Raw genomic sequence first — 23405 nt, 5'->3', positions numbered from 1 at the left:
CATGAAAAATGGAAGCTGCTGTGGAAACAGTGACCCACAGAAGGATGATTCAAAGAGTAAATGTGGATGCGGATTCATAGAATACAGGGACCAGTGCAGGATTCCAAACCCATCAAAACCCTCCGTACTGGTGGATGAAGGATTCCTTAAAGAGTTTGAAGAATATGCAGGTTCACTGGGAATTAAAAAGGTCGGATACGCCCTTGTTACCCCTGATGTGGTCATTGCTGAAAGGTTCATCCAGTACCCCAATGCCATAGTACTTACCGCTGAAATGGATGAAGAGCTTATAAAAACAGCGCCCGGTGAAGAGGCCCAGAGGCTAAACAGCAGCCTCTATGACAGGCTGGCTGAGATGACCTTCAGACTTGCAGATTACCTCAGGGAAAGGGGGTACTTTGCAGAGGCCATACACCCAATGAGCGGAATCCTCAACCTCACACTGATGGCCCAGAGGGCAGGGATTGGGTTTAAAGGCCACAGCGGCCTCCTCATAACCCCTGAATCAGGTCCGGCCCAGAAGGTTTCAGCCATAATCACAAGCATAGCCAGCCTCCCCCTGAAGGATGATAACGAACATGAATGGATAACCGAATACTGTAAAAGGTGCGGCAAGTGCATCAGGGCATGCCCAGAGGAGGCCCTCATTGAGTTTAAAGGATGCTGCAGCTCCAGTGTGGTTCTGATGGATGAGAGGTGTATAGGGTGCAGTCAGGGCTGCACATTCTGCATAGAAAACTGCCCCTTCTATACAAAGGGCTACCATCATATAAGGTCAAGATTCGAGAGGTTGATGGCGAAACCTGAAGCTGCAGCGAATTCAAGGTGATTGCACTTAAAGACATCGGAGATTAATGGTAAACTACCCTCCAAGGCAGGAATCCCAGCAGCAATGTTAATATTAAAGCTCCAACATAAATTATGCCGGTGTATAATATGAAGGCTGATGCAGTCAAGATTGCAGACGGTGTCTACTGGGTTGGTGTCATGGACTGGGATATCCGCAGTTACCATGGCTACACCCTGGGCGGTACAACCTACAACGTCTACCTTGTATTTGGAGAAGAAAGGGTTGCCCTGATAGACAACACATACCCTGGAACATCAGCACAGATGTTCGGAAGGATAAAGGACGCCTTTAGAAGGGAAGGGCTGGAAGAAAGGATAGACGTGATGGTGCAGAACCACGTTGAAAGGGACCACAGCGGCTCCCTTCCAGAGGTCCTGAGGAAATATGAACCCGAGATAATCTGCACAGAAAAGGCGGCGGAGGGTTTAAGGTGGCATTATCATCAGCTGAAGGACATTGAATTCAGAACCGTTAAGACGGGAGACACTGTGGATCTTGGCAGGAAAACCCTCACCTTCCTTGAGGCACCCATGCTCCACTGGCCAGACAGCATGTTCACCTTCCTGGCAGAGGATGGGGTTCTTTTCTCCAATGATGCATTTGGACAGCACCTCTGCATCAGCAAAAGGTTCGACCGGGATGTTCCTGAGAATGTGCTAATGGATGCGGCTTCAAAGTTCTATGCAAACCTCCTGACACCGCTGTCACCCCTTGTCCTCAGGAAGTTCGGTGAAGTAAAGGAACTGGGACTCCTTGAGAAGATAAGGATGATTGCACCATCCCATGGACAGATCTGGACGGACCCCATGAAGGTGATCGGAGCATACACAGACTGGGCCACGGGTAAATGCCCTGAGAAGGCAACCATAATCTACGATACCATGCACTACTCAACAAGGATGCTTGCACATGCCCTTGCAGAGGGACTCATGGCAGAAGGGATAGATGTTGTGATGCACTTCCTCCATGATGATGAGAGGAGTGAAATCGTGAAGAATATACTTGAAAGCAGGGCCGTCTTCATCGGAAGCCCCACAATGTTTAACGGACCCTTCCCGAGCCTCGGAGACATCATGTACTATTTAAGGGGTTTGTCATTCGACAGGACAGGAATTAAAAGACTTGCAGTTGTCTTCGGGTCCAGGGGATGGGGAGGCGGTGCCGTGAAGGCACTCACAGATGAACTCTCCTCAACCGGTTTTGAGGTTGCTGAGACGGTTGAGGTCAACTATGTGCCTGGCGAGGATGAACTTGAGCGCTGCTACGAGATAGGTAAAAATATAGGGGCCAGGATAAAGGAGATGAAGGCGATTTGAATGGAGACCGTTGAATTTAAAGGTAGCCACGACCCTGAGAAGAAGATAGTGGTGAGTCTGTTCTGGACCGTGAGGAAGACCATAAGGGAAGAGGGCTGTGCACCCGTCCATATAAAGAGGATCAGAACATCAAGGAATGTCTATGAACCGGAGGGTAGGAAGCTCCTGAAACTGTCAGATGATATCATGGAGGATATACTCCGTGACATGGAGATGGGAAACACAGTTGAATTTGAGATGACAATGGGCACCGAATCCCTCAGGGTCCTCATTGATGATAAGCGGTTCTCTGTTGAGGCAACAAGGACGCCTGAAATCGAGAAGGAGATCGTTGAGAAGCTTGAACATGAGACCTCAAAGCTCACACCCGACTTCTGTCAGACGTTCCTCCCCAGGATATTCCCCAACCAGTGACCCTCTCCTTCATGAGACCGAAAATTAATTAAAAATCTTTATTTTTTTATTTAATGGAGCTGAACCACATATTAAACCATCTCAAACCCCTGATCAATACATTAAGCAGGAATCCATGAAAAATCACTGCACCCCTAAAACCACAGACCATAACTGCACAAACTATTTATAGAACCTCAAACCCATGGATAATTGCATACTTTATTTATTCAAGAGGTGATTGAATGGCACAGGGACAGCAGCCCATATTAATATTACCCCAGGATACAAGCCGTTACGTTGGAAAAGAAGCCCAGAGGATCAACATACTTGCAGGTAAGATCCTTGCAGAGACCGTGAGAACAACCCTTGGACCCAAGGGTATGGACAAGATGCTGGTTGACTCCCTCGGGGACATCGTGATTACCAATGATGGAGTTACAATCCTGAAGGAAATGGACATCTCCCACCCTGCAGCAAAAATGCTGGTGGAGGTCGCCAAGACCCAGGAAGACGAGGTGGGTGACGGGACAACCACAGCAGTCATAATAGCCGGGGAACTCCTGAAGGAGGCTGAAAACCTCATCGAGATGGGTGTCCACCCGACAATAATAGCGCTGGGTTACAGGCAGGCAGCACTGAAGGCTCAGGAGATACTTGACAGGATATCAATAGAGGCCAGTGACAGGGAAACCCTCAGGAAGGTTGCGGTGACAGCCATGACCGGTAAGGGTTCAGAGAGGGCTAAGGATAAACTTGCAGAACTCGTTGTCGAGGCAGTTCTTCAGGTTGAAGAGGACGGTGAAATGGACAAGGACAACATCAACATCCAGAGGATACAGGGAGCCTCAGTCAACGAGTCAAGAATAGTAAACGGTATAGTGATAGACAAGGCAAGGGCAGATAATTCAATGCCAAAGAGGATTGAAAACGCTAAAATAGCCCTCCTGAAGTATCCAATAGAGGTTAAGGACCTTGAAACTGATGCAAAGATCAGGCTCACCGACCCATCACAGATGCAGGCCTTCATTGAACAGGAAGAACAGATGATCCGCGACATGGTTGACAAGATAGTCAGCACCGGTGCCAACGTCGTCTTCTGCCAGAAGGGCATCGATGACCTTGCACTCCACTACCTCTCACGTCAGGGTATAATGGCCCTCAAGAGGGTTAAGAAGTCCGATATCAAGCGCATCGAAAAGGCCACAGGTGCAAGGCTCGTTACAAACATAGAAGACCTCACCGAGGAGGACCTTGGAGAGGCCGGAGTTGTCTATGAGAAGAAGATCTTCGACGATGTCCTTACCTTCGTTGAAAAATGCAGGGACCCCAAGGCCATATCCATAATCCTCAGGGGCAGCACAAAGCATGTTGCAGAGGAGATGGAGAGGGCCCTTGAAGATGCTATAGGCGTTGTATCAGCAACACTTGAGGACGGGCATGTTGTGGCTGGAGGAGGAGCACCTGAAGTTGAAATAGCAAGGGAACTCCGTGAATACGCTGAAACCATAAGTGGAAGGGAGCAGCTTGCAGTATCCGCCTTTGCAGACGCCCTTGAAATAGTTCCAAAGACCCTCGCAGAAAACGCGGGTCTTGACAGCATCGACATACTGGTGGACCTGAGGGCAGCCCATGAGGAATCACCCTACATGGGACTCGATGTCTTCAACGGTGAAGTTGTTGACATGGAAAAGGAGGGTGTCCTTGAACCCCAGAGGGTCAAGAAACAGGCTATACAGTCTGCAGCCGAAGCAGCTGAAATGATCCTCCGTATCGATGATATGATCGCTGCCAGGGGCTTCGATGTATCCTCAAAGGATGAGGATGATATGGAAGGAATGGGTGGAATGGGAGGCATGGGCGGAATGCCCCCCATGATGTAACACCCTTAATTTTTAGATGTAATTAATAAAAAAGTTTAAATATATATTATATATCATGATTAATTACCTATCTATCATGATTAATAATAGTAAAATATATAAGTCTGGAAGAACTTACTACCATCTAAGAAACAATGGCGGTATGAAAAATGTCAAAGGATACCTCAGTTCTCCTGGAAGAAGACAGGGTGTTCAAGCCCCACTACACCATAGTGGAGGAGGCCCACATAAAAAACTGGGAGGCTGAAATCGAAAAGGGAAAGGACCATGAGAAATACTGGGAAGAAAAGGCCAGAATGTTTGACTGGTTCAAAAAGTGGGACATGGTCCTTGATGAAAGCAACAAGCCATTCTACAAGTGGTTCGTCAACGGCAAAACCAACATGACACACAACGCCGTTGACAGATGGATCGAAACCGACAAACGAAACCAGGTCGCCATCCTCTACGTGAATGAAAGGGGTGAGGAAAGGAAACTCACCTACTATGAACTCCACCGTGAGGTCAACAGGACCGCGAACGTGCTTAAAAGGCTCGGGATCAGGAAGGGCGATGCGGTGGCAATGTACCTGCCCATGTGCCCGGAACTCGTAATATCAATGCTTGCATGTGCAAAGATCGGAGCTGTGCACAGCGTCATATACTCAGGCCTCAGTGTCGGTGCCCTGGTGGAGCGCCTCAACGATGCAAAGGCCAAGATAATCATAACTGCAGATGGAACCTACAGGAGGGGCAAGGTAATCAAATTAAAACCAATAGTGGACGAGGCAATACTGCAGTGCCCCACCATTGAAACAACGGTTGTCGTGAAACACACTGACATCGAAATTGAAATGTCAGATATAAGCGGCCGTGAAATGCTCTTCGATAAACTCATTGAGGGGGAGGATGACGAGTGCGAGACAGAGGAAATGGATGCAGAGGACCCCCTCTTCATACTCTACACATCAGGGAGCACAGGCAAGCCAAAGGGGGTCCTCCATACAACAGGGGGATACATGGTCGGTGTTGCATCAACCCTCCAGATGACCTTTGACATCCACAACGGGGACCTCTGGTGGTGTACGGCAGATATTGGATGGATCACAGGACACAGCTACGTTGTCTACGGACCCCTGCTCCTTGGAACAACAACACTACTCTATGAGGGAGCCCCCGACTACCCTGACCCAGGGGTGTGGTGGAGTATAGTTGAAAGGTACGGTGTCACCAAGTTCTACACAGCACCCACCGCAATAAGGCACCTCATGAGGTTCGGTGATAAACACCCCAGGAAGTACAACCTCAAATCACTGAAGATCCTCGGAACCGTGGGGGAACCCACAAACCCCGAGGCATGGATCTGGTACTACAAAAACATTGGAAGGGAAAGATGCCCCATAATAGACACCTGGTGGCAGACAGAAACAGGAATGCACCTCATAGCACCGCTTCCCGTAACACCGCTGAAACCAGGATCGGTCACAAAGCCACTGCCGGGTATAGAGGCAGACATAGTTGATGAAAACGGTAAACCCGTCCCCCTGGGTAAGGGCGGATTCCTTGTAATCAAGAAGCCCTGGCCGGCAATGTTCAGGACACTCTTCAACGATGAAGAGAGGTATATAAACGTCTACTGGAAACAGATCCCCGGAGGGGTCTACACCGCGGGTGACATGGCAAGAAAGGACGAGGACGGTTACATCTGGATCCAGGGAAGATCAGATGACGTGCTTAACATAGCAGGTCACAGGATAGGCACCGCAGAGGTTGAATCAGTGTTTGTAGCCCACCCTGCAGTTGCAGAGGCAGCTGTTATAGGAAAGGAAGACCCTATTAAGGGGGAGGTTATAAAGGCCTTCCTTATACTTAAAAAGGGTCATCAGCTGAACGCAGCCCTCATAGAGGAACTGAAGAGACACCTGCGCCATGAACTTGGACCGGTAGCGGTTATAGGTGAAATGGTCCAGGTTGAACAGCTTCCAAAAACAAGGTCCGGGAAAATAATGAGGAGAATCCTCAGGGCAAGAGAGGAGGGCAGGGACCCTGGAGATACCTCAACACTTGAGGAGTAAGGTTCCATGTCTAGTTTAAATGGTAAAATGCATAGGTGAAAAACAATGACAGATAAAGAAGTGGTTATATCTGACAGAACCGCCAATCCAGCTCCCCTCGGGCTTCTTGGGTTCGGTATAACCACTGTACTGCTGAACCTGCACAATGCAGGTCTTTTTCCCATAAACAGCATGATAATTGCAATGGGGTTTGCCTACGGGGGTATAGCCCAGATACTTGCAAGTGTAATGGAGTACAGGAAGGGTAACACCTTCGGGACCGTGGCCTTCGGTTCATATGGACTTTTCTGGTGGTCACTGGTACTCCTACTGATGATACCGAACATCAGGTTCATTGAGACAACTGGTACGGCGGCGGCCGCAGCAGACCCCACCTCAATGGCAGCTTACCTATTCATGTGGGGCCTTTTCACGCTGGCGATGTTCATCGCAACACTCAAACTCAAAAGGGGAATACAGGTGATATTCATAAGCCTTGCCATCCTGTTCTTCCTGCTTACAGCCGGTGAAATCACAGGTTCAGCCATGATAACAATGGTTGCAGGTTATGAGGGGATATTCACGGGTGCTGCTGCCATGTACGTTGGCCTTGCAGAGGTCATCAACGAAGCCTATGGAAGGAACGTGCTCCCAACATGAATATCCTTTCCAAACTCCCCCTTTATTTTTTAGATTAACCATATTTAGAAAGATTTATATTGAATTAGGTTCAACTAAATCAACATCAGGGATTTAGGTGAACCTAATGAAGCATCTCAGTGAAAGTATAGAGGAATACCTTGAAACCATTTACAGGCTCATTGAATCTGGAAGGACTGCAAGTACCACGGAGATATCAAGAACAATGAACATAGCACCCGCCAGTGTCACCCAGATGCTCAAAAAACTGGATTCCGAGGGATATGTGAAATACTCACCCTACAGAGGAGCCGTGCTGACCGAGAGGGGATACAGGGTAGCCCGCAGGATGACAAGAAAACACAGGATACTTGAAAGGTTCCTCCATGACATACTTAGAATAAAAAGGGAAAAGATACACAGACAGGCCTGTGAAATGGAACACTCCCTATCTGATGATGCTGAAAGGGCCCTCTGCCATCTTCTCAACGTACCAGGGGAATGCCCCGATAAAAACCCCATCCCCGCATGTGACTTCAAATTCAGCACCTGCGAGGAATGCCTTGAAATGAAGGACGCGGACATCGAAGAGATAGGGTGCAGGGATGAGAAACTCAGATCCCTCAGGGAAATGGATGAAGAAGAAACAGGAAGAGTGTCCTTCATAAGGGGAGATTACAGGGTCGTTAGGAGGCTCATGGACATGGGGATAACCATAGGAGTGCCACTGAAGGTAATCAAGAAGGCCCCTCTCAACGGACCCGTTGAGGTGGAGGTCAGGAGTTCAAGGGTGGCCCTTGGAAGGGACATAGCAGACAATGTATTCATAGACACAGAAGAAGAGTGAAGGGTGCCCTCCATGAAAAAATCAGAGATAACCGTTGCACTTGCAGGGAACGCAAATGTGGGTAAAAGCGTGATCTTCAACCAGCTGACAGGATCCAACCAGATAGTCGGTAACTGGCCCGGTAAAACCGTTGAAAGGGCAGAGGGCTATCTCCAGTTCCACGGTCGCAGCATCCACATAATAGACCTCCCGGGCATATACTCATTCTCAACATACTCAATGGAGGAAATAGTATCCCGGGACTTCATAATCAAGGAGAAACCGGATGTGGTGGTTAATGTCCTGGATGCATCGGTACTTGAGAGGAACCTCTTCTTCACACTCCAGCTAATTGAAATGGAAGTGCCGATGGTCATATGCATCAACCAGGTGGACATGGCAAAACAGAAGGGGATAGTCATAGATGAGGAGAAACTTGAAAAGGCCCTGGGAGTCCCTGTGGTGTCCACGGTGGCTGTTAAGGGTCAGGGACTCCAGGAACTTCTCAGGAAAACCCTTGAAGCTGCAGACAAAAATATAAAACCCCATGTAATAGAATACGGGAAGGAAGTTGAGTCAGGAATAAGGGAACTCATGGAGCACCTCCCCGAACTCCCTGAGGGATACTCAAGGCGATGGGTGGCTATAAAGCTCCTTGAAAATGACCCTGAAATAACAGAGATGATGCCCTGTGAAGTCAGGGACCTTGCAAAAAGACTCGCCGGGGAGGTTGAAAGGATACATAATGAACCATCCTTCTCTGTTATAACATCAGAGAGATATGCTCTGTCAAACGTGATAGCCTCAGGGGCCCAGGAACAGACTGACATCAGCACATCCTTCTCAGAGCGACTTGACAGCTTCCTGACGCATCCCGTCTATGGCTACATATCCTCGGCCCTTGTTGTGGGCGGCCTCCTCCTCTGGACCTTCGTTGTTGGCGAATTCTTCTCAGACATCCTCACAGGGATATTCGGGTTCTTCCAGCCAGTCGACCCCCAGTTCTCAGGTTCAGTAACATCAATAATATGGAACGGTGCCTTTGGAGGCGTGGTCGCCGGACTGACCCTTGTCATACCCTTCGTCATACCCTTCTACCTCATGCTATCCTACATTGAAAATTCAGGACTCCTGACAAGGGTCGCCTTCATGATGGACGCCTTCATGAGGAAGATAGGGCTCCACGGGAAGGCGCTTATACCCCTCATCCTCGGATACGGGTGCAGTGTCCCAGCCATCGACAGCACCAGGATACTGGAAACCCAGAGGGAGAGGCTCCTTGCAGCCTTTGCAATATCCTTCGCCCCCTGCGCGGCAAGGACCATCCTCATACTTGGACTTGTAGCACTCTTTGTGAATGTATGGTGGGCCATAGGACTCTACGCCCTAGACCTCCTCATAATATTCATCATGGGAAAATTCGCCCTCAAGGCACTCCCAGGGGAAACCACAGGCCTTATAATGGAGATGCACGCCCTGAAAATGCCCTCATTCAGGGTGATTGCAAGGCAGACATGGACAAGGACAAAATCCCTCATATACCTCGTATTCCCCATATACATAGTTGGAAGCGCCCTGATACAGGTACTCTACGCCTTCGGAGTACTGGACCCAATAAGCAGTTTCATGGCCCCCCTGACGGTGGGGTGGCTTAAACTCCCGGTGTTCGCAGGTATACTTCTAATACTTGGTGCAGTGAGGAAGGAGTTCATACTGCTTGGCCTTGTATCCCTTGTAGGTACCAACATCGGCGCAGCCCTCACAGCCCAGCAGATACTTGTACTGACACTTGTGGGGATGCTGTACTTCCCGTGCCTCTCAACAATCGCCATACTTGCAAGGGAATTCGGGTGGAAGTCAACATCGGTGATAACCCTCGCAAACCTTGGATCAGCAATACTGATTGGGGGTATATTTGCAAGGATACTGCCCTTCATCCTATAGTAGTGACATTACCCGGTGACCTCATAATACCACAACCCATTCACCGCCCTCGAGTGATCGGCCGTACTTGCATTACCCAGTGACCTCATAATAGCACATAGAAGAAAGAAAACACCACTCAATGCCCCCCCAGAATACCATCCTCCTATAAGAGGGATAAAACCACTCGGTGATCCTCCAAAGATTTTAACCATGAGACACAGAAGAGATAAACAGTGATCCCCATGACCGTCATAAGGATAATATCATGGAACGTTAATGGTTTGAGGGCTGTCTATCGTAAGGGCTTCCTTGACTGGTTCCTTGAGGAAAAACCGGATATTCTATGCCTCCAGGAGATCAAGGCAAGGCCTGAACAGTTACCCCGAAGACTGAGACACGTTGATGGTTACGGGAGCTTCTTCACCCCATCATCAAGGAAGGGATACAGTGGAGTTGCCATGTACACCCGCCTTGAGCCTGAATCACTAAGGGATGGCTTCGGTATAGAGAGGTTCGATAATGAGGGCAGGATTCAGATAGCTGATTTTGATGACTTCCTCCTCTACAACATATACTTCCCCAACGGTAAAATGTCAGAGGAACGGCTTAAATATAAACTCGAATTCTATGATGCATTCCTTGAGGACGTGAACAGGGAGAAGGACTCCGGTAGAAACGTGGTGATCTGCGGTGACCTCAACACGGCCCATAAGGAGATTGACCTTGCAAGGCCAAGGGAGAACAGCAACGTCTCAGGATTCCTGCCGGTTGAAAGGGCCTGGATTGATAAATTCATTGAAAACGGCTATGTTGACACCTTCAGGATGTTCAACAAAGAACCTGGTCAGTACACGTGGTGGAGTTACAGGACCAGGGCACGTGAAAGGAACGTTGGCTGGAGGCTCGACTACTTCTTCGTGAATGAGGAATTCAAGGAAAAGGTTAAAAGGTCATGGATACTCTCTGATGTGATGGGTTCAGACCACTGCCCCATAGGACTCGAAATAGAGATATAGATGCGCCCATAAAAGCAAGAAAGAACTGATGCCCCTGCAGGTAACCGGAAAGCATGAGACATCCAGAAAACATAACTTCACAGGACCAACCTGGAGGAGAGGTCACATGGAGGGTGTGCAGTAGGGTGAACATCCATGATGAACTTGGAATAGGCAGGGAGCAGATGACGCCATGAACTCAAAAAACAGGTTCATTGAGATTCAGAGATACCCTCACCGCCTTTCCATGAGAGAACAGAGGATATCACCTCATCCAGATAGGTTACCGCGTCCTCATGGTCACTGAGGGCTGCTGCCAGCTTACCCCTCATTTTCCTGTCATCAGTTACCTGGAGGTAGACGATTATATCCCTGAATATGTCCTCCTCAGAGTACTTCTCAGGCGGTTCAAGGCCCCAGAGATTCACAAGGGCCCATTCCTGACTGTGACTTTTAAGGTTCTCCAGGTCAATCTCCCTGTTACTGAAAACCCTTTCCTGCACGTATTTCAGTATATCCCTGTTCCTTATCGCCCATATCCTGAAATCAGAATACTTATCCCTGAGGTCCAGAAGCATGTTCCTTTTATGATTCCTGAGCCTTATGAACTCCTCCTCTTCCCGGTTAGGGTAAAGTGACCTTGACCGTCTGCCCTTCCCTGTGACACCATTTTATCCATCATCTCCCTGGCAGCCTCAATATGGAGTATCTCATCATCGTTCAGCTCCCTCATCTCCATGCGTTCCTTCTGGGACTCCACCTCCTCCTTCCACCTGGAGTACTTTAAAAGTTCAAGTTCATGTATCCTTGAATTGAAGAGGTCCCTGATAACTTCAAGGCCATGAAACGCTTCCAGGGTGAGCCCTCAAAGAGGAGTTCAAGGTAGTATGCGACCTCAATAATGTTACCTGGCCTTGACCTGAGGTGCGCGGCAAGTCTTCCTGCCTCCACCGGCATCAAAACAGGGATGAATTCAAGAATAATCCATACTCCAATGGATACTCCGGCAGAAACAGCTGCAGCGAGGATCAGATAATTCATCCAGACACCATGCCCTCTCAGTCCCTGTATTCAAGGATGGTCTTCTTGATCTCACGCTGTGTCTCCGAGATCACCTCAACCCTTTCAGCGGAAACACCATTTACCTGAAGATGTTCAAGGAGCTGTGATGGGCTTATGGAGTCCTCAAAGTCTGCAAGAACAGCCCCCTTCTCCAGGGCAACCGTAAGGGCCCCGTAGAGTTTCAGTACCTCCACGGCCCTCTCAGAATCTCCTGTTATGATCCGGAACGTCCTTATACTGTGATGGACCTGGCTTATGTCAATGTCCATCCTCTGGAGTGCTATGAGGACATGTTTTTCAAGGGCCCTCTCAATAACCTCAAGGTCTATCCTATCCCTTCCCATGTTTATCCTCACGGCCTGTGCTATCTGGGCAATGTCCCTTGCATGGGCATAACTTGGCTGAAGACCCTCCCCTCCATCGGCAACAGGAGTGTATACCCTTTTAAATCTCTCAATAACCTCCTCATCGTATTCCTCACCGGTATAATCTAGGTTTCGCCTGAAAACCTCTGCAACGTTCTCAACCGGGGGATGCTTGAGGGATATGTGAATGGGGGCCCTTCTGAGGTGGGCTTCATCCATTATGCTGACATCAAGGTTGGTTGAGAAGGCTGGTATGAAGTGTGTGTGGAATATCACCGGAACGCCCCTCACATATATGACATCCTTCCGGTTCTCAAGGGGGACTATGAGGCGGTTCAGGATAACCTCATGGTCATCGCGCTGTCTCCCGAGGTCATCAATGAGCAGCACACCACCATTGGCCTTTATGAGGGGTGAGGTTTCATAGACACCCTTGTTCATGTTATAGGTCGTCTCGAGTTCATTTAAGCTGAGCTCCGATCCAGTGAAGACAAAGGGTGCGTGTATCTTAATCCACCTCGGATCATCAGGCTCCTCAGGGCAGGGCCTGTGGAAGTCAGGGTCAAAGATCTGTATAACCCTTCCGCTGAACTCTATGAAACGCGGTATAACGATTGGGGGTAAGAGGTCCGATGCCTTGCTGATTATGAAGGTCTTGCCGGTCCCAGGGGCCCCATATACAAATATACCCTTACCTATGGTGCATGCCTCAACAAGGCACTCCTTTGCATAGGAGAGCCCCACAACATCCCTGAATGTTTTTTCAATAACCTCTTCAGGGATTTCAATTGGAAAACGGTTCTTAAGCTGCTTATCCATAAGTTCAAAGTACCTGTCGTAGGGGACTGGTGCCATTCCCATGTAAGGGTTTTCCTCCATGACAAGCCTTGCCTTCTCTACCCCCCTGGGTGTCAGGGTGTACTCAACACTTGAGAAGAGGAAACTGCCGCCTACCTGGGCGCAGAACCCGTCCTTCTCCATCTGGTTAAGGACTTCCTCAAGTATGTCAAGGTGTATGCCTGTGATCTCAGTTATTCTCTGGACCTTAAGGTGCCGTAGGTTAACATTATCTTTAGAACAAGATCCCTGACAAAGAAGTAGGACAGTCCAAGTTCTTCAAGCGTCTTTGGTTGCTGGAGATCCTCAAAGGTCTCCTCCATGTTTTCATCATGATAGTACTCCATGCAGTTCAATAAAAACACCCCCCCTAAAGTATCTCCCTGATCTCACCGATTTCCTGGACTACGGTAACATCAAGTCCCTCCCTCTTTATGCGGTCCCTTTCATCATCGCTGAGCTCTGAGTTAACGAGTATGGCTGACATCCCCGCATTTATGGCTCCGAGTATATCCTCAGTGAACTTGTTACCCACCATGACCGACCTTTCTGGCCTGCACCCCATCCTCCTGAGGGCCTCCCTGAATATCTCTATATCCGGTTTCTCGGAGTTCACCTCCTCTGATGTTACCACCTCATCAAAGAAGTGGTGAATCCCGAGTCTTATCAGTTTCTCCCACTGCTTTATTGTTATACCGTTGGATATTGCGCCCAGCCGGTAGCCCTTCCCTTTAAGGTGGATCAGGGTGGATATTGTGTTGGGGAATGGTCTCAGGAGTGCGAACTTAACGTTGTGGTATGTTATCATGCCCAAAGCGATGAGGAGCGGTTTCTCCTCACCAAGGACCCTTTCTGTGAGTACGTTGAAGTGTTTATCATAGTTGGATCCCTTCTCGGCGATTATCTCCCGCAGGAGACGGTAGGCCTCCTCCCTTGATAATGGAAGACCGGCATCTATCATCACATTCAGGGCCGCCTTTCTTGCGAGCCTGGCAAATCCCGAGGTATCATAAAGGGTGTCGTCAATATCAAAGAAAACCGCCTTGAGCATCTTCCCACCTGCCGTGTGTAATGAAACTTCTATAATTACTCAATTATAATATTGTTGGTTTGGCTTCGGATATTAAAAAACCGTGAGATATGACTAAAACCAGACGACACAGACCGAAAATGAAGAAACTACATCCAGCAAAATAAAAAAACCAAAAAACATGAAAATACAGCTAAGAAACAGCCGGATAGATTACAATGTTAAAAAAATTAATTTAATTGAAAACCGATTCAATATGGAGTTTAATGTTAGAAAAAGGCGTCAAGACTGCTCTGCCTTTCACTGGAGCAGAGGGAATTCATATCCTCGGTTGAGTAGCCGAGGGATGACATTATACGTGACACAGCAGCCATCACCTGGTTTTCAACATAATAATCAGGGTCATAGTCCATTCCGGCGGCGTCCTCAACAGGAACCGCCCTCTGACTTATGGGACCCCTCCCCTTCACAATGATGTATCTAACTATGGAGCCCGGTTCGATGCGTCTTCCCCTCTCAAGGGACCTCTTTGCGGCTATCACATGGGGGCCTATCTGGCGGTACTCAGAGAGCTTCCTTGTGATCTGGGTGTGGATAACAAGGTCATCCATCTCAATCTCACCGCTCTTTATCCTCTTTACAACTTCCCTTATGATTTTCCTGGCCTTTTCAGGTGAACCATCCTTTAGAAGTGCCAGAAGTACTTTTCTCTGAGTCTTTTTAGCTATGGGTGCCCAGTCACGCCTTACAAGTTCAAGTCCCTTTGCAACAATCGTGTCATCTTCAATGAGGGCGTACCTCTTCTTGGTGACAAAGAAGCCCCTCCTGTAGAAGCCCTCGAACTCTAGCTCCATACCCTCGGGGAGGTTGCTGTTGATGTAGCTGAGAAATTTTTCAACCTGGGAGAGTATTTCACCCTCCAAGTCTTCCCTCAAAATAAACACCCTGCAGATTCAGAACACTGGAGAGTATTTACACCCTCCACTGCCTATTCCCTGATGAGAACCCCGTTTATAACACCGTCCTGGCCAGGCCTTGATGTTACCCTGACGTTTCCAAGGTCTGTTTCAACAACAGCACCCTTTGTTATGATGTTCCTCCTTACAAAGTGGGGGTTTGCGGTGTTCTCTATAACATTCCTTATCTCTGCAACCTCAACCTTTCCTGTTTCAGGGTCAACGACGTTTATCCTTGTATCGGCTGCAAGCCTCACCTTATGGTTACCTCCACGTGTCCTTATCATCCTGACGCGCCTGTCACCAATCTTTGTCTCGGCAGGCTCTCTGCCCAGTTCATATTTCCTTTTACCACGGTTCATCTTGGCTCTTCCGCCGCTTGGTTTTTTCATTGACTTACCTTGCCAAATTGCCATTATTTCACCTCATAATCATTCTATGTCAGAATCAGTAAAACTGAGTTGAGCTTCTGGCTCAGTATAGTATAATATAAATCCCTCATTTAAAAAGATTGTGCTTCCATGAAAGGTTTTATATCATCAGCAAGATACCTTAATCAGCAAGAGATGCAAAGGTGAATCTATGAAAATCGGCATGTCCCATGGTGCAGGCGGAGAACTGATGCAGGACCTGATATCAGATATAATATTATCAAACATCAGGAATACAAGGGTTAACGGGGGAGTGGGCCTCGAAGACCTTGATGATGGTGCAAGCATACCCCTGGGTGAATATGAAATAGTCATAAGTACAGATGGTCACACCATTGACCCCCTCTTCTTCCCTGGAGGGGATATTGGTAAAATAGCTGTTGCAGGGACCGTGAATGACATATCTGTGATGGGTGCAAGGCCCATTGCAATTGCAAGTGCAATGGTCCTCAGTGAAGGTTTCAGGGGCGAGGAACTTGAAAGGATAGTCCGGTCCATGGATGCCGTCTCAGAGGAGACCGGTGTATCCATCATCACAGGCGACACCAAGGTCATGGAGAAGGACAAACTCGACAGGATGATCATAACAACCACAGGGATAGGTGTTGTGAAGCGTGGCGAGATAGTAAGGGACTCTGGACTGCGGCCAGGTGACATGATAATCCTCACCGGAAGCGTCGGGGACCATGGGATGGCCCTCATGGCATTCCGTGAAGGCTTCGGCTATGACACCGAACTCGAATCAGATGTTGCGCCGGTATGGGAGATGGTTGAAGCCGCCCTCAGCACCGGCGGTGTCACCGCAATGAAGGACCCCACCAGGGGTGGTATAGCCAATGCACTCAATGAACTCGCAGAAAAGTCTGGTGTGGGTATGGTTGTTGAGGAGGAGAGGATCCCTGTTAAGGAGGAGGTCCTGGCTGTTTCGGAGATGCTGGGTATAGACCCCTATGAGGTTGCAAATGAGGGCAAGGTCATCATTGGCGTTGACCCTGAATATGCTGATGAAGTCCTCGATGCAATCAGGAAGACCAGATATGGAGGGGAGGCCCAGATAATCGGTGAGGTTAACAGCGAGCGACATGTGATCCTTGAAACACGCCTTGGAGGCAGGAGAATCCTTGAGGCCCCCGTGGCCGATCCGGTGCCGAGGGTCTGTTAAGTTTTATGGTGGTGTCTTCATGGAGGAACTTACAAAGAGAAGGGCCTATGCATTCATCATAGATTTCCTGATTGTAACCCTGATTATGTACGCCCTGACCATCATAGTCTACCCCTTGGTGCTCCTGGGAGGCTTTTTTTCAGTCTACGGTTACTGGTTTATCCTCCTGGGGATTGTCACACTCCTATACTTCAGCTACCTTGAGTACCGTGGAGGCACCCCTGGTAAGAGGCTGCAGAAGCTTACCGTTGTCTCAGAGGAGGGTGAACTGAAACCCTGGCAGGTGGTTGTAAGGAACCTTTCAAAGGTGCTCTGGATTCCTCTCATCCCTGATATCCTCATTGGATACTTCACCTCCTCATTGAGGCTGATGGACTCCCTAGCAGGCACAGGGGTTGTGATGGCTGAAAGGGTTAAGTAAATTGGGAGAAAGCCTCATGGGCTGGGTGAAGAGGATAAAGTGTGGATCATGCCACCGATCCATGGCCATGAAACTGAAACCAGCTGAAGGGAGATGGGATTGAAGGAAAAGGTTGATCTCCGCGGTTACATCTGGGATCTTCTGAAGAGGAGGGGTATTAGCAGAAGACCCCATGGCCGCATACCAGACTTCACCGGATCATGGGATGCTGCCCGGAGGCTTTCAAGGACCATCGAATGGAAAAGGTCTGTTAGGGTGTTTTCATCCCCTGATTCTGCACAGCAACCTGTAAGGGAGCTTGCCCTGAGGTGTGGAAAGGACCTTATAATGCCAACACCCAGAATAAAGGATGGGTATCTCTTCATATCCCATGAGGTCCCTGATAAGCGTGCTGCGTCAACCATACAGGGTGCCTATCGTTACGGTTCATCCATTAGGGATTTCCCCAGGGTTGATCTTGTGGTTGAGGGATCCGTGGCCGTTGATCTGAGGGGTAACCGCCTTGGTAAGGGTGGTGGCTACGGCGACCGGGAGCTCCATGAACTGAGATCCCAGGGCGCCATTGACAGCAGGACACCCGTGGCAACCACCGTTGATGAACTTCAGATAGTTGAATCGGTGCCCTCCGAGGAGCATGACGAGAAAATAAACATGATCGTAACCCCCCTGAGGGTTATAAGATTATTCCTTGATGAGAGGATACCCATCGTGAGGTGAAAACGTTATTACCCTAAGAAAACCGGTGGATGCTCATCATCAGATGGTTATTAAGATACGGATGCCCCCACATATAAACCATCCACTCCAACAATCCCATGATACCGGGAATCCGGGAGAACATGGAAAAAATGCTCTACTTTAAATACCAGCAGATACAATATCATACTGTGCTGATTTTTAATTATTTTTCTGCGGTGGCAGGAATAGTTGACAGTCCGGTCAGGTCCTCAATTATACTCTGCCAACTGGCAGTTTAATAATTGATAATCGATTTTTAAGAATTTAAGGAAGATAAAATGATAGGATTAGAATTCAGTGAATTTGACATCTCAGGGGAGGTTAACAGGGCCCTTGAGGATATGGGATTTGAGAGGACAACTCCGATCCAGTCAATTACGTTACCTGTTACACTTGATGGTATGGACGTCGTTGGAGAGGCCCAGACAGGGACCGGGAAGACCGCGGCATTCTCCATACCTATACTTGAAAATCTTGAACCTGAAAGGGTTGTCCAGGCCCTTGTGCTCTGCCCGACCCGTGAACTCTGTCTCCAGGTCTCAGAGGAGATCAAAAGGATAGGGAAATACATGAATGTCAGGGTGCTTGCTGTTTACGGTGGTCAGAGCATAGGTAACCAGATATCACAGCTCAGGAGGGGTGTCCATGTGGTTGTTGCAACACCCGGAAGACTCCTGGATCACATTGAAAGGGGCACCGTGGACCTTGGAAGTGTCTCAATGCTGGTGCTTGACGAGGCAGATGAGATGCTCAACATGGGCTTCATTGATGATATTGAAAGGATACTAAAGAATGTCCCTGAAAAGCGCCAGACAATGCTCTTTTCTGCAACCGTGTCAAAACCAATACTCAGGATCGCCGATAGGTACATGGACAAACCTCAGGTCATGCGTGTTGAGAAGAAGCACAGCCCTAGAATAGAGGAGTTCTACTTCAAAACGAGGGAAGAGGATAAAATCGAACTCCTTGACTGGATAATCTCATCAAATGACATTAAAATGGGCCTGATATTCTGTAACACCAAGAAGAGGGTTCAGAGACTGCGGAAGCAGCTGGAACGTATGGGTTACTCTGCAGATGAGATCCATGGGGATCTTTCACAGTCCAGGCGTGAGCGTGTCATGGACCGGTTCAAGAAGGGACGTTTCAACCTCCTTGTTGCAACTGATGTTGCAGCCAGGGGTATACATGTACCCGATGTTGAGGCCGTGATAAACTATGATCTCCCCTTTGAGAACGAGTACTACCTCCACCGTATCGGGCGTACCGGACGTGCAGGTTCAAGCGGAAAATCATTCACCCTTGTTGTTGGAAGGGAGGTTCACCGACTCAGGAGAATCCAGTCCTTCACAGGAAACAGGATAAAGAGGAAGAACATGCCTACGAGGGAGGAGATACGGAGGGACTATGAGAGGGACCTGAGGGAGATCCTCAGGAAGAACCTTGAATCAAAGAGTTACACCGACTCTGAACTCATAGGCGACCTCAGGGGTGAGGGCTACAGTTTCAGGGATATCTCCCATGCCCTCCTGGATGTACTTGAATCCTCAAAGTGAACTCCCCCCAACCCCTTTCATCCCGGGATTAACAATCAACCGGTTGACAATCACCACCCCCTACTTATTTTTCATGCGCCCATGAGCCTCCATGACAGGTTAACGGCAGATAGTATTACTTTTTCCATGAATACCTCCTGAGAGTAATAAAAGATTTTATATATTGAAGATTCAAAATGGTTCTAATGGTGATGATATGAAAAGGGTTCTAATGGTGATGATATGAAAAGGTTCCTTATACTCCTGATTGCCGTGGCACTGGTACTCAACATTTCAGGTCATTCAGTGGCGCACCCGGGCCACGGATACTACATTGAAGAGCCATCCGACCCAGGTGATAAGACATCAGACACATCAACTTCAACGTCCTCAGGCACATCAAAGAACTCTGCTACATCAACAACCGGCAGGTCTTCATCCTCAAAACCGGCCACCGTCAGCCATGAAACAGGTTCCACAGTTAAAGATCCGGTGGAGGTTTCAGATCACGGAGAGCAGAGCAAAAAGAACGAAACTTCCTCAGATAGGAATGAGAGCCGTGAAGAAAACATCACAAGTGATAATAACCATGTAAATGGCGGCTATGGATTTATACCTGCTGTAGCAGGGCTCTGCCTTGTTTTTGGTTTAACCGCCCTGAAATTTCCAAGAAAATGAAACATCCCCCTCATGGAGGTTGATTGATTGCATATACCCGACGGAATCATACCATTATGGCAGTCCGCAGTCTACTGGGCTGTGGCCCTCATTAACATAGGCATATTCTTCTATATATTCTCAGATAAACCCGGAAAGGATAGGAGAATGGTTGCAACAGGACTCTTCGCGGCTGCAGCGGCGGCTGTCTCCTCAGTATCTGTACCCTCACCCCTGGGTGTCCCGGTGCACTTCTTCCTCATACCCCTTGCAGCCATAATCCTCGGCCCCATGACAGCGGTCCTTGTCGCCACACTCTGCCTCATCATCCAGTTCTTCATACTGGGGATGGGTGGAATCACGAGTATGGGTGCCAACATCCTCACAATGGGTATCGGGCTTGGAATAGGCACATACGCTGTTTACAGGGTTGCCAGTGAACTTGACGGTACACTGGCCGTCTTCTCAGCCACATTCCTAGGTATAATGGCTGCAGCCGCACTTCATATCCTGATACTCCTTGCAGCCGGTGTTGCCGGTCCTGAGATACTCATGGCAACCCTGATACCCTTCTACATATTCGTGGCTGTGGTTGAGGGCGCTGCCAACATATTCATAGTCTCATTCCTTGAAAGGGTGAAGCCGGACCTAATAGCAATGGAGAAGGTGTAGGTGATTGGATGAAAGAGGCGTTCACTGTACTTTTAATGTTCCTCCTTGTTGGTGGCGTGGCTGCCCATGGAATCGAGATAACACCCGAGTCCTTCATTGTAATAGCCGATAACTCAACAGGAAAACTGGCGCGTTCAGTGGCCGATGAAACAGGGGTCAACGTAACCGTCTACAGGTTCCAGAGCGCCGCAGACGTTGAACATGAACTTGAACATGCCCTGGGAAACCCCAACAAGAAGATACTTGCAGTTGCCTACCAGGAGACGGTTAAAGAATTCCTCAACAGGCACCCTGAGCTTTCCGACCGTGTGGCCTACTGCAGTGCAGATGAAAACTCCATAAGGGAGAACCTCCTTAAACTGGACTCTGCAGATGTGGGTGCCGGGAGTGACTTCCTCACACCCTTCTCATCAGGGGCCCTCATAGGGGTTATACTCGGGATGGTCCTAGGTGCCCTGTGGATGAAGAGGAAGATATCATGATGTTTATTCAAGGCCCCACTTCCTTCTGAATTTAATTTTCTCCTCAGCATTCATCCAGTGGCTGCCATCACAGAAGGGCTTGTTTTCAGATAGCCCGCAGCGGCAGAGGGTGACCCTGTTCCTCACCTCATAGATGGTTCCATCGGATGATTCTATGGGTATGCCCCCGCGGACCCAGAGGGGCCCCTCACACTTCTTCTGCCTGTCATGTACAACCACGATGGACTTTTCAAAGTCCCTCTCATAGGGTTTTCCTGTTTTCCTGTCCCAGAGGACCAGCCTCCCGGATGGACAGATCATGGCCTCCTCGATGGCCATCTGGATGCTCTCAGGGTCTCCCTTCTTTAAAAGTTCCCTTATACCTCCTGCCCTGAGACAGAACCTTGAGTGGTCGCAGAGTTCCGGGACATCTGTAAGTTCAAGGTCCCCTGAACTGAAGACCCTGGCCCTTTCAATGTAGGGCTTCCTTGATGCGGTCTCTGTACCGTCAAAGCCTGTTTCAAGGTGTGTACCGTCACAGTAGGGTTTGTTACCTGATTTTCCGCATCTGCAGAGAACATATTTCTCCTTCAGGGGGAACTTTCGCTTTTCAACAAATTCCCTTGTATGTCCCGCCTCATCGGTTACTATAACCTCCTCGTAGAGGGGCACCGACCCCTCAACAAGGTATGGTCCGTCCTTAAGAACCTTTATCCTTTTCATGCGCATCATTCCTCCTGGCTATTGCGGCGAATATGCCTATAAAGCACAGGACACCAAAGATCAGGAAGCATATCCTGGTGCTCTTTATAAGGAGCTCATAGTTGGCGGGTGAGATGGGGACCCTTCCTATGAGGAAGGCGAAGATAAGTGTAACAATACCTATGCTGAAGGCCTGACCGATAAGCCTCATTGAACTCACGGTTGCAGATGCTATTCCATAGTCCCGCCTCTCAACGGACCCCATTATCGCATTGGTGTTGGGTGATGAGAAAAGTCCAAACCCGAGGCCAAGGATCAGCAGTGACAGTATTATCATGGCAACGGGGGTTCCCCTTCCAAGGAGGCTCAAGCTTATAAGGGCCACCGATATTATTGCCATGCCCAGACCTGCAAGTGTCTGGGGGTTGAACCTGTCAGAGGCCCTCCCTGCAAGCGGTGCAACCAGGGCCATGACAACAGGCTGTGTTACGAGTATAAGGCCGCTTGAACCCGGGTCAAGTCCCTTGATGTACTGGAGATGATAGCTTAGAAGGAGGGAGACTGCAAATGTGGCGCTGTAATTTATAAGGGCCGCGAGGCTTGAGAAGGCGAACCTTAAATTTTTAAATAGTCTGACATTGAAGACAGGGCTTCCTGAGGCAAGCTCCATCCTCAGGAACACCAGAAATGCCACAACACTCATAAGTATCATTATCGCCCCAATCATATCAGGGAGGGCTGAGAAACCGTACATGAGGAGGAAGAGGAATATGCAGTAGGTGATTGAACCCGGGACATCGAATCTTTCACCTGCAGCATCTGCCCACTCACCCCTGATCCTGAAGACCGTCACCGCAAGCACCAGCAGTGTTAAGGGAATAGTTACAAGGAATATGCTCTGCCAGCCAAGGAACCTTGTGAGGAAGCCTCCAAGGACCGGACCCAGTGATAGGCCTATGTAAACCGCCGCCGTGTTTATACCTATGGCCTTACCCCTCTCCATTGGCGGGAAGACCCTTGTGAGTATGGCAAGGCCCGTTACGAAGATCATTGCAGAGCCCACACCCTGAATTGCCCTGAATATTATGAGGGCGACCGCAGAGGGTGAAAGGGCTGAGAGTAGTGACGCCAGGGTGAATATGATGTTGCCGTAGATGAATATCCTCTTCATGCCATAAATCTCGGATAACCTACCAAAGGGGACCGCAAATATGGCCGCGGCAAGTAAAAATGCCGTGGGTATCCATGTCTGGAGTATGGCATCAATCCGGAACTGAAGCGCTATAACGGGTAGAGCCACGTTGATGGAAGAGCCCATGAAGGGTGTTAGAAATGATGAAAGGGTTGCCGCAATAAGAACGTAAAGTCTGAGTGATCCCTCAGTTTCGCCATTCAAATGTAATCCCTCCAGATGAAACTGGTTATTACTATCAGCCGGGGCATTTAAATAATTTCTCTGGAGGTGAAAAATAGAAAAATTTAAAAAAGAAGTTGGAATCCTGATAATTTCCCATT

27 protein-coding genes are annotated in these 23405 nt (G+C 48.8%); 17 read left to right on the top strand and 10 right to left on the bottom strand.

The window, feature by feature from the left end; genetic code table 11:
* The first annotated feature begins 1 nt into the window (after position 1).
* The 10 genes from N5910_RS03340 (at position 2) to N5910_RS03295 (ending at position 11058) form a co-directional block, all read left to right on the top strand.
* Positions 2-829 carry a 4Fe-4S binding protein gene (locus tag N5910_RS03340; RefSeq protein ID WP_261599772.1) on the top strand — a complete coding sequence of 276 codons (828 nt, stop codon included), beginning with the start codon at positions 2-4 and terminating at the stop codon, positions 827-829.
* Between the two features lie 107 nt (positions 830-936).
* Positions 937-2166: an FprA family A-type flavoprotein gene (locus N5910_RS03335; RefSeq protein WP_261599771.1), complete on the top strand. Its 1230-nt coding sequence runs from the start codon at positions 937-939 to the stop codon at positions 2164-2166.
* Positions 2167-2580: a hypothetical protein gene (locus N5910_RS03330; protein WP_074358709.1), complete on the top strand. Its 414-nt coding sequence runs from the start codon at positions 2167-2169 to the stop codon at positions 2578-2580. It abuts the gene before it with no gap.
* A 224-nt stretch (positions 2581-2804) separates the two neighbouring features.
* Positions 2805-4442, top strand: a complete 1638-nt coding sequence (gene thsA / locus N5910_RS03325; protein WP_074358708.1) for a thermosome subunit alpha — start codon at positions 2805-2807, stop codon at positions 4440-4442.
* A gap of 149 nt (positions 4443-4591) precedes the next feature.
* A complete protein-coding gene (gene acs / locus N5910_RS03320) occupies positions 4592-6496 on the top strand; it encodes an acetate--CoA ligase (RefSeq protein WP_074358707.1) in 1905 nt (634 codons plus the stop codon).
* 45 nt (positions 6497-6541) lie between these two features.
* Positions 6542-7135, top strand: a complete 594-nt coding sequence (locus tag N5910_RS03315) for an acetate uptake transporter (protein ID WP_191216440.1) — start codon at positions 6542-6544, stop codon at positions 7133-7135.
* Between the two features lie 106 nt (positions 7136-7241).
* Positions 7242-7961, top strand: coding sequence for a metal-dependent transcriptional regulator (locus N5910_RS03310; protein ID WP_370518335.1), 720 nt, complete (start codon positions 7242-7244; stop codon positions 7959-7961).
* A 12-nt stretch (positions 7962-7973) separates the two neighbouring features.
* A complete protein-coding gene (gene feoB / locus N5910_RS03305) occupies positions 7974-9884 on the top strand; it encodes a ferrous iron transport protein B (RefSeq protein ID WP_074358705.1) in 1911 nt (636 codons plus the stop codon).
* 224 nt (positions 9885-10108) lie between these two features.
* The gene (gene xth / locus N5910_RS03300) at positions 10109-10882 is read left to right on the top strand and encodes an exodeoxyribonuclease III (protein ID WP_191216437.1); all 774 of its coding nucleotides are present in this window, start codon (positions 10109-10111) and stop codon (positions 10880-10882) included.
* 53 nt (positions 10883-10935) lie between these two features.
* Entirely contained in the window at positions 10936-11058 is a 123-nt protein-coding gene (locus N5910_RS03295; RefSeq protein WP_255477826.1) for a hypothetical protein, read from the top strand.
* A 15-nt stretch (positions 11059-11073) separates the two neighbouring features.
* Here the strand turns inward: N5910_RS03295 and N5910_RS03290 are convergent, their stop codons facing one another.
* The 8 genes from N5910_RS03290 to N5910_RS03260 form a co-directional block, all read right to left on the bottom strand.
* Positions 11074-11439 (bottom strand): hypothetical protein, encoded by a 366-nt coding sequence (locus tag N5910_RS03290; RefSeq protein WP_238337974.1) that lies wholly within the window; start codon positions 11437-11439, stop codon positions 11074-11076.
* Between the two features lie 23 nt (positions 11440-11462).
* On the bottom strand, positions 11463-11621 hold the full coding sequence (locus tag N5910_RS03285) for a hypothetical protein (protein WP_238337973.1): 159 nt from the start codon (positions 11619-11621) through the stop codon (positions 11463-11465).
* A gap of 23 nt (positions 11622-11644) precedes the next feature.
* Entirely contained in the window at positions 11645-11902 is a 258-nt protein-coding gene (locus N5910_RS03280) for a hypothetical protein (protein WP_238337972.1), read from the bottom strand.
* Between the two features lie 17 nt (positions 11903-11919).
* Positions 11920-13269 (bottom strand): ATP-binding protein, encoded by a 1350-nt coding sequence (locus N5910_RS03275; RefSeq protein ID WP_315901946.1) that lies wholly within the window; start codon positions 13267-13269, stop codon positions 11920-11922.
* 50 nt (positions 13270-13319) lie between these two features.
* Positions 13320-13481 carry a hypothetical protein gene (locus N5910_RS09450; protein WP_315901945.1) on the bottom strand — a complete coding sequence of 54 codons (162 nt, stop codon included), beginning with the start codon at positions 13479-13481 and terminating at the stop codon, positions 13320-13322.
* 14 nt (positions 13482-13495) lie between these two features.
* Complete coding sequence (locus tag N5910_RS03270) at positions 13496-14176, bottom strand: TIGR02253 family HAD-type hydrolase (RefSeq protein ID WP_074358703.1); 681 nt, start codon at positions 14174-14176, stop codon at positions 13496-13498.
* Between the two features lie 248 nt (positions 14177-14424).
* On the bottom strand, positions 14425-15093 hold the full coding sequence (gene polB2 / locus N5910_RS03265) for a DNA polymerase PolB subunit 2 (protein WP_370518342.1): 669 nt from the start codon (positions 15091-15093) through the stop codon (positions 14425-14427).
* A gap of 50 nt (positions 15094-15143) precedes the next feature.
* Positions 15144-15527, bottom strand: coding sequence for a 30S ribosomal protein S8e (locus N5910_RS03260; RefSeq protein WP_074358701.1), 384 nt, complete (start codon positions 15525-15527; stop codon positions 15144-15146).
* A 166-nt stretch (positions 15528-15693) separates the two neighbouring features.
* Here N5910_RS03260 and hypE point away from each other — a divergent pair, with 166 nt between their 5' ends.
* The 7 genes from hypE to N5910_RS03225 all read left to right on the top strand — a co-directional run bounded on the left by hypE (position 15694) and on the right by N5910_RS03225 (position 21209).
* Positions 15694-16704, top strand: coding sequence for a hydrogenase expression/formation protein HypE (gene hypE / locus N5910_RS03255; RefSeq protein ID WP_191216436.1), 1011 nt, complete (start codon positions 15694-15696; stop codon positions 16702-16704).
* 19 nt (positions 16705-16723) lie between these two features.
* The gene (locus N5910_RS03250) at positions 16724-17125 is read left to right on the top strand and encodes an RDD family protein (RefSeq protein WP_074358699.1); all 402 of its coding nucleotides are present in this window, start codon (positions 16724-16726) and stop codon (positions 17123-17125) included.
* 93 nt (positions 17126-17218) lie between these two features.
* A complete protein-coding gene (locus N5910_RS03245) occupies positions 17219-17842 on the top strand; it encodes a 5-formyltetrahydrofolate cyclo-ligase (RefSeq protein ID WP_074358698.1) in 624 nt (207 codons plus the stop codon).
* A 299-nt stretch (positions 17843-18141) separates the two neighbouring features.
* Positions 18142-19419, top strand: a complete 1278-nt coding sequence (locus tag N5910_RS03240) for a DEAD/DEAH box helicase (RefSeq protein ID WP_074358697.1) — start codon at positions 18142-18144, stop codon at positions 19417-19419.
* Between the two features lie 222 nt (positions 19420-19641).
* The gene (locus N5910_RS03235; RefSeq protein ID WP_074358696.1) at positions 19642-20076 is read left to right on the top strand and encodes a hypothetical protein; all 435 of its coding nucleotides are present in this window, start codon (positions 19642-19644) and stop codon (positions 20074-20076) included.
* Between the two features lie 27 nt (positions 20077-20103).
* Complete coding sequence (locus tag N5910_RS03230; RefSeq protein WP_261599770.1) at positions 20104-20727, top strand: energy-coupling factor ABC transporter permease; 624 nt, start codon at positions 20104-20106, stop codon at positions 20725-20727.
* Between the two features lie 8 nt (positions 20728-20735).
* Positions 20736-21209, top strand: a complete 474-nt coding sequence (locus N5910_RS03225; protein WP_074358694.1) for a hypothetical protein — start codon at positions 20736-20738, stop codon at positions 21207-21209.
* Between the two features lie 3 nt (positions 21210-21212).
* Here N5910_RS03225 and N5910_RS03220 read toward each other — a convergent pair whose 3' ends face one another.
* Both N5910_RS03220 and N5910_RS03215 read right to left on the bottom strand, forming a co-directional pair.
* Complete coding sequence (locus N5910_RS03220) at positions 21213-21917, bottom strand: CDGSH iron-sulfur domain-containing protein (protein WP_390893151.1); 705 nt, start codon at positions 21915-21917, stop codon at positions 21213-21215.
* Positions 21889-23286, bottom strand: coding sequence for an MFS transporter (locus N5910_RS03215; protein ID WP_191216435.1), 1398 nt, complete (start codon positions 23284-23286; stop codon positions 21889-21891). Before N5910_RS03215 ends, N5910_RS03220 begins: the two co-directional genes overlap by 29 nt.
* Positions 23287-23405 lie beyond the last annotated feature (119 nt).

It is taken from the genome of Methanothermobacter wolfeii (genome assembly GCF_025397995.1).
Classification (GTDB): Archaea; Methanobacteriota; Methanobacteria; order Methanobacteriales; family Methanothermobacteraceae; genus Methanothermobacter; species Methanothermobacter wolfei.
Note: the sequence above shows the minus strand (reverse complement) of the source record. Positions and strands in the feature narration are given on the sequence as shown.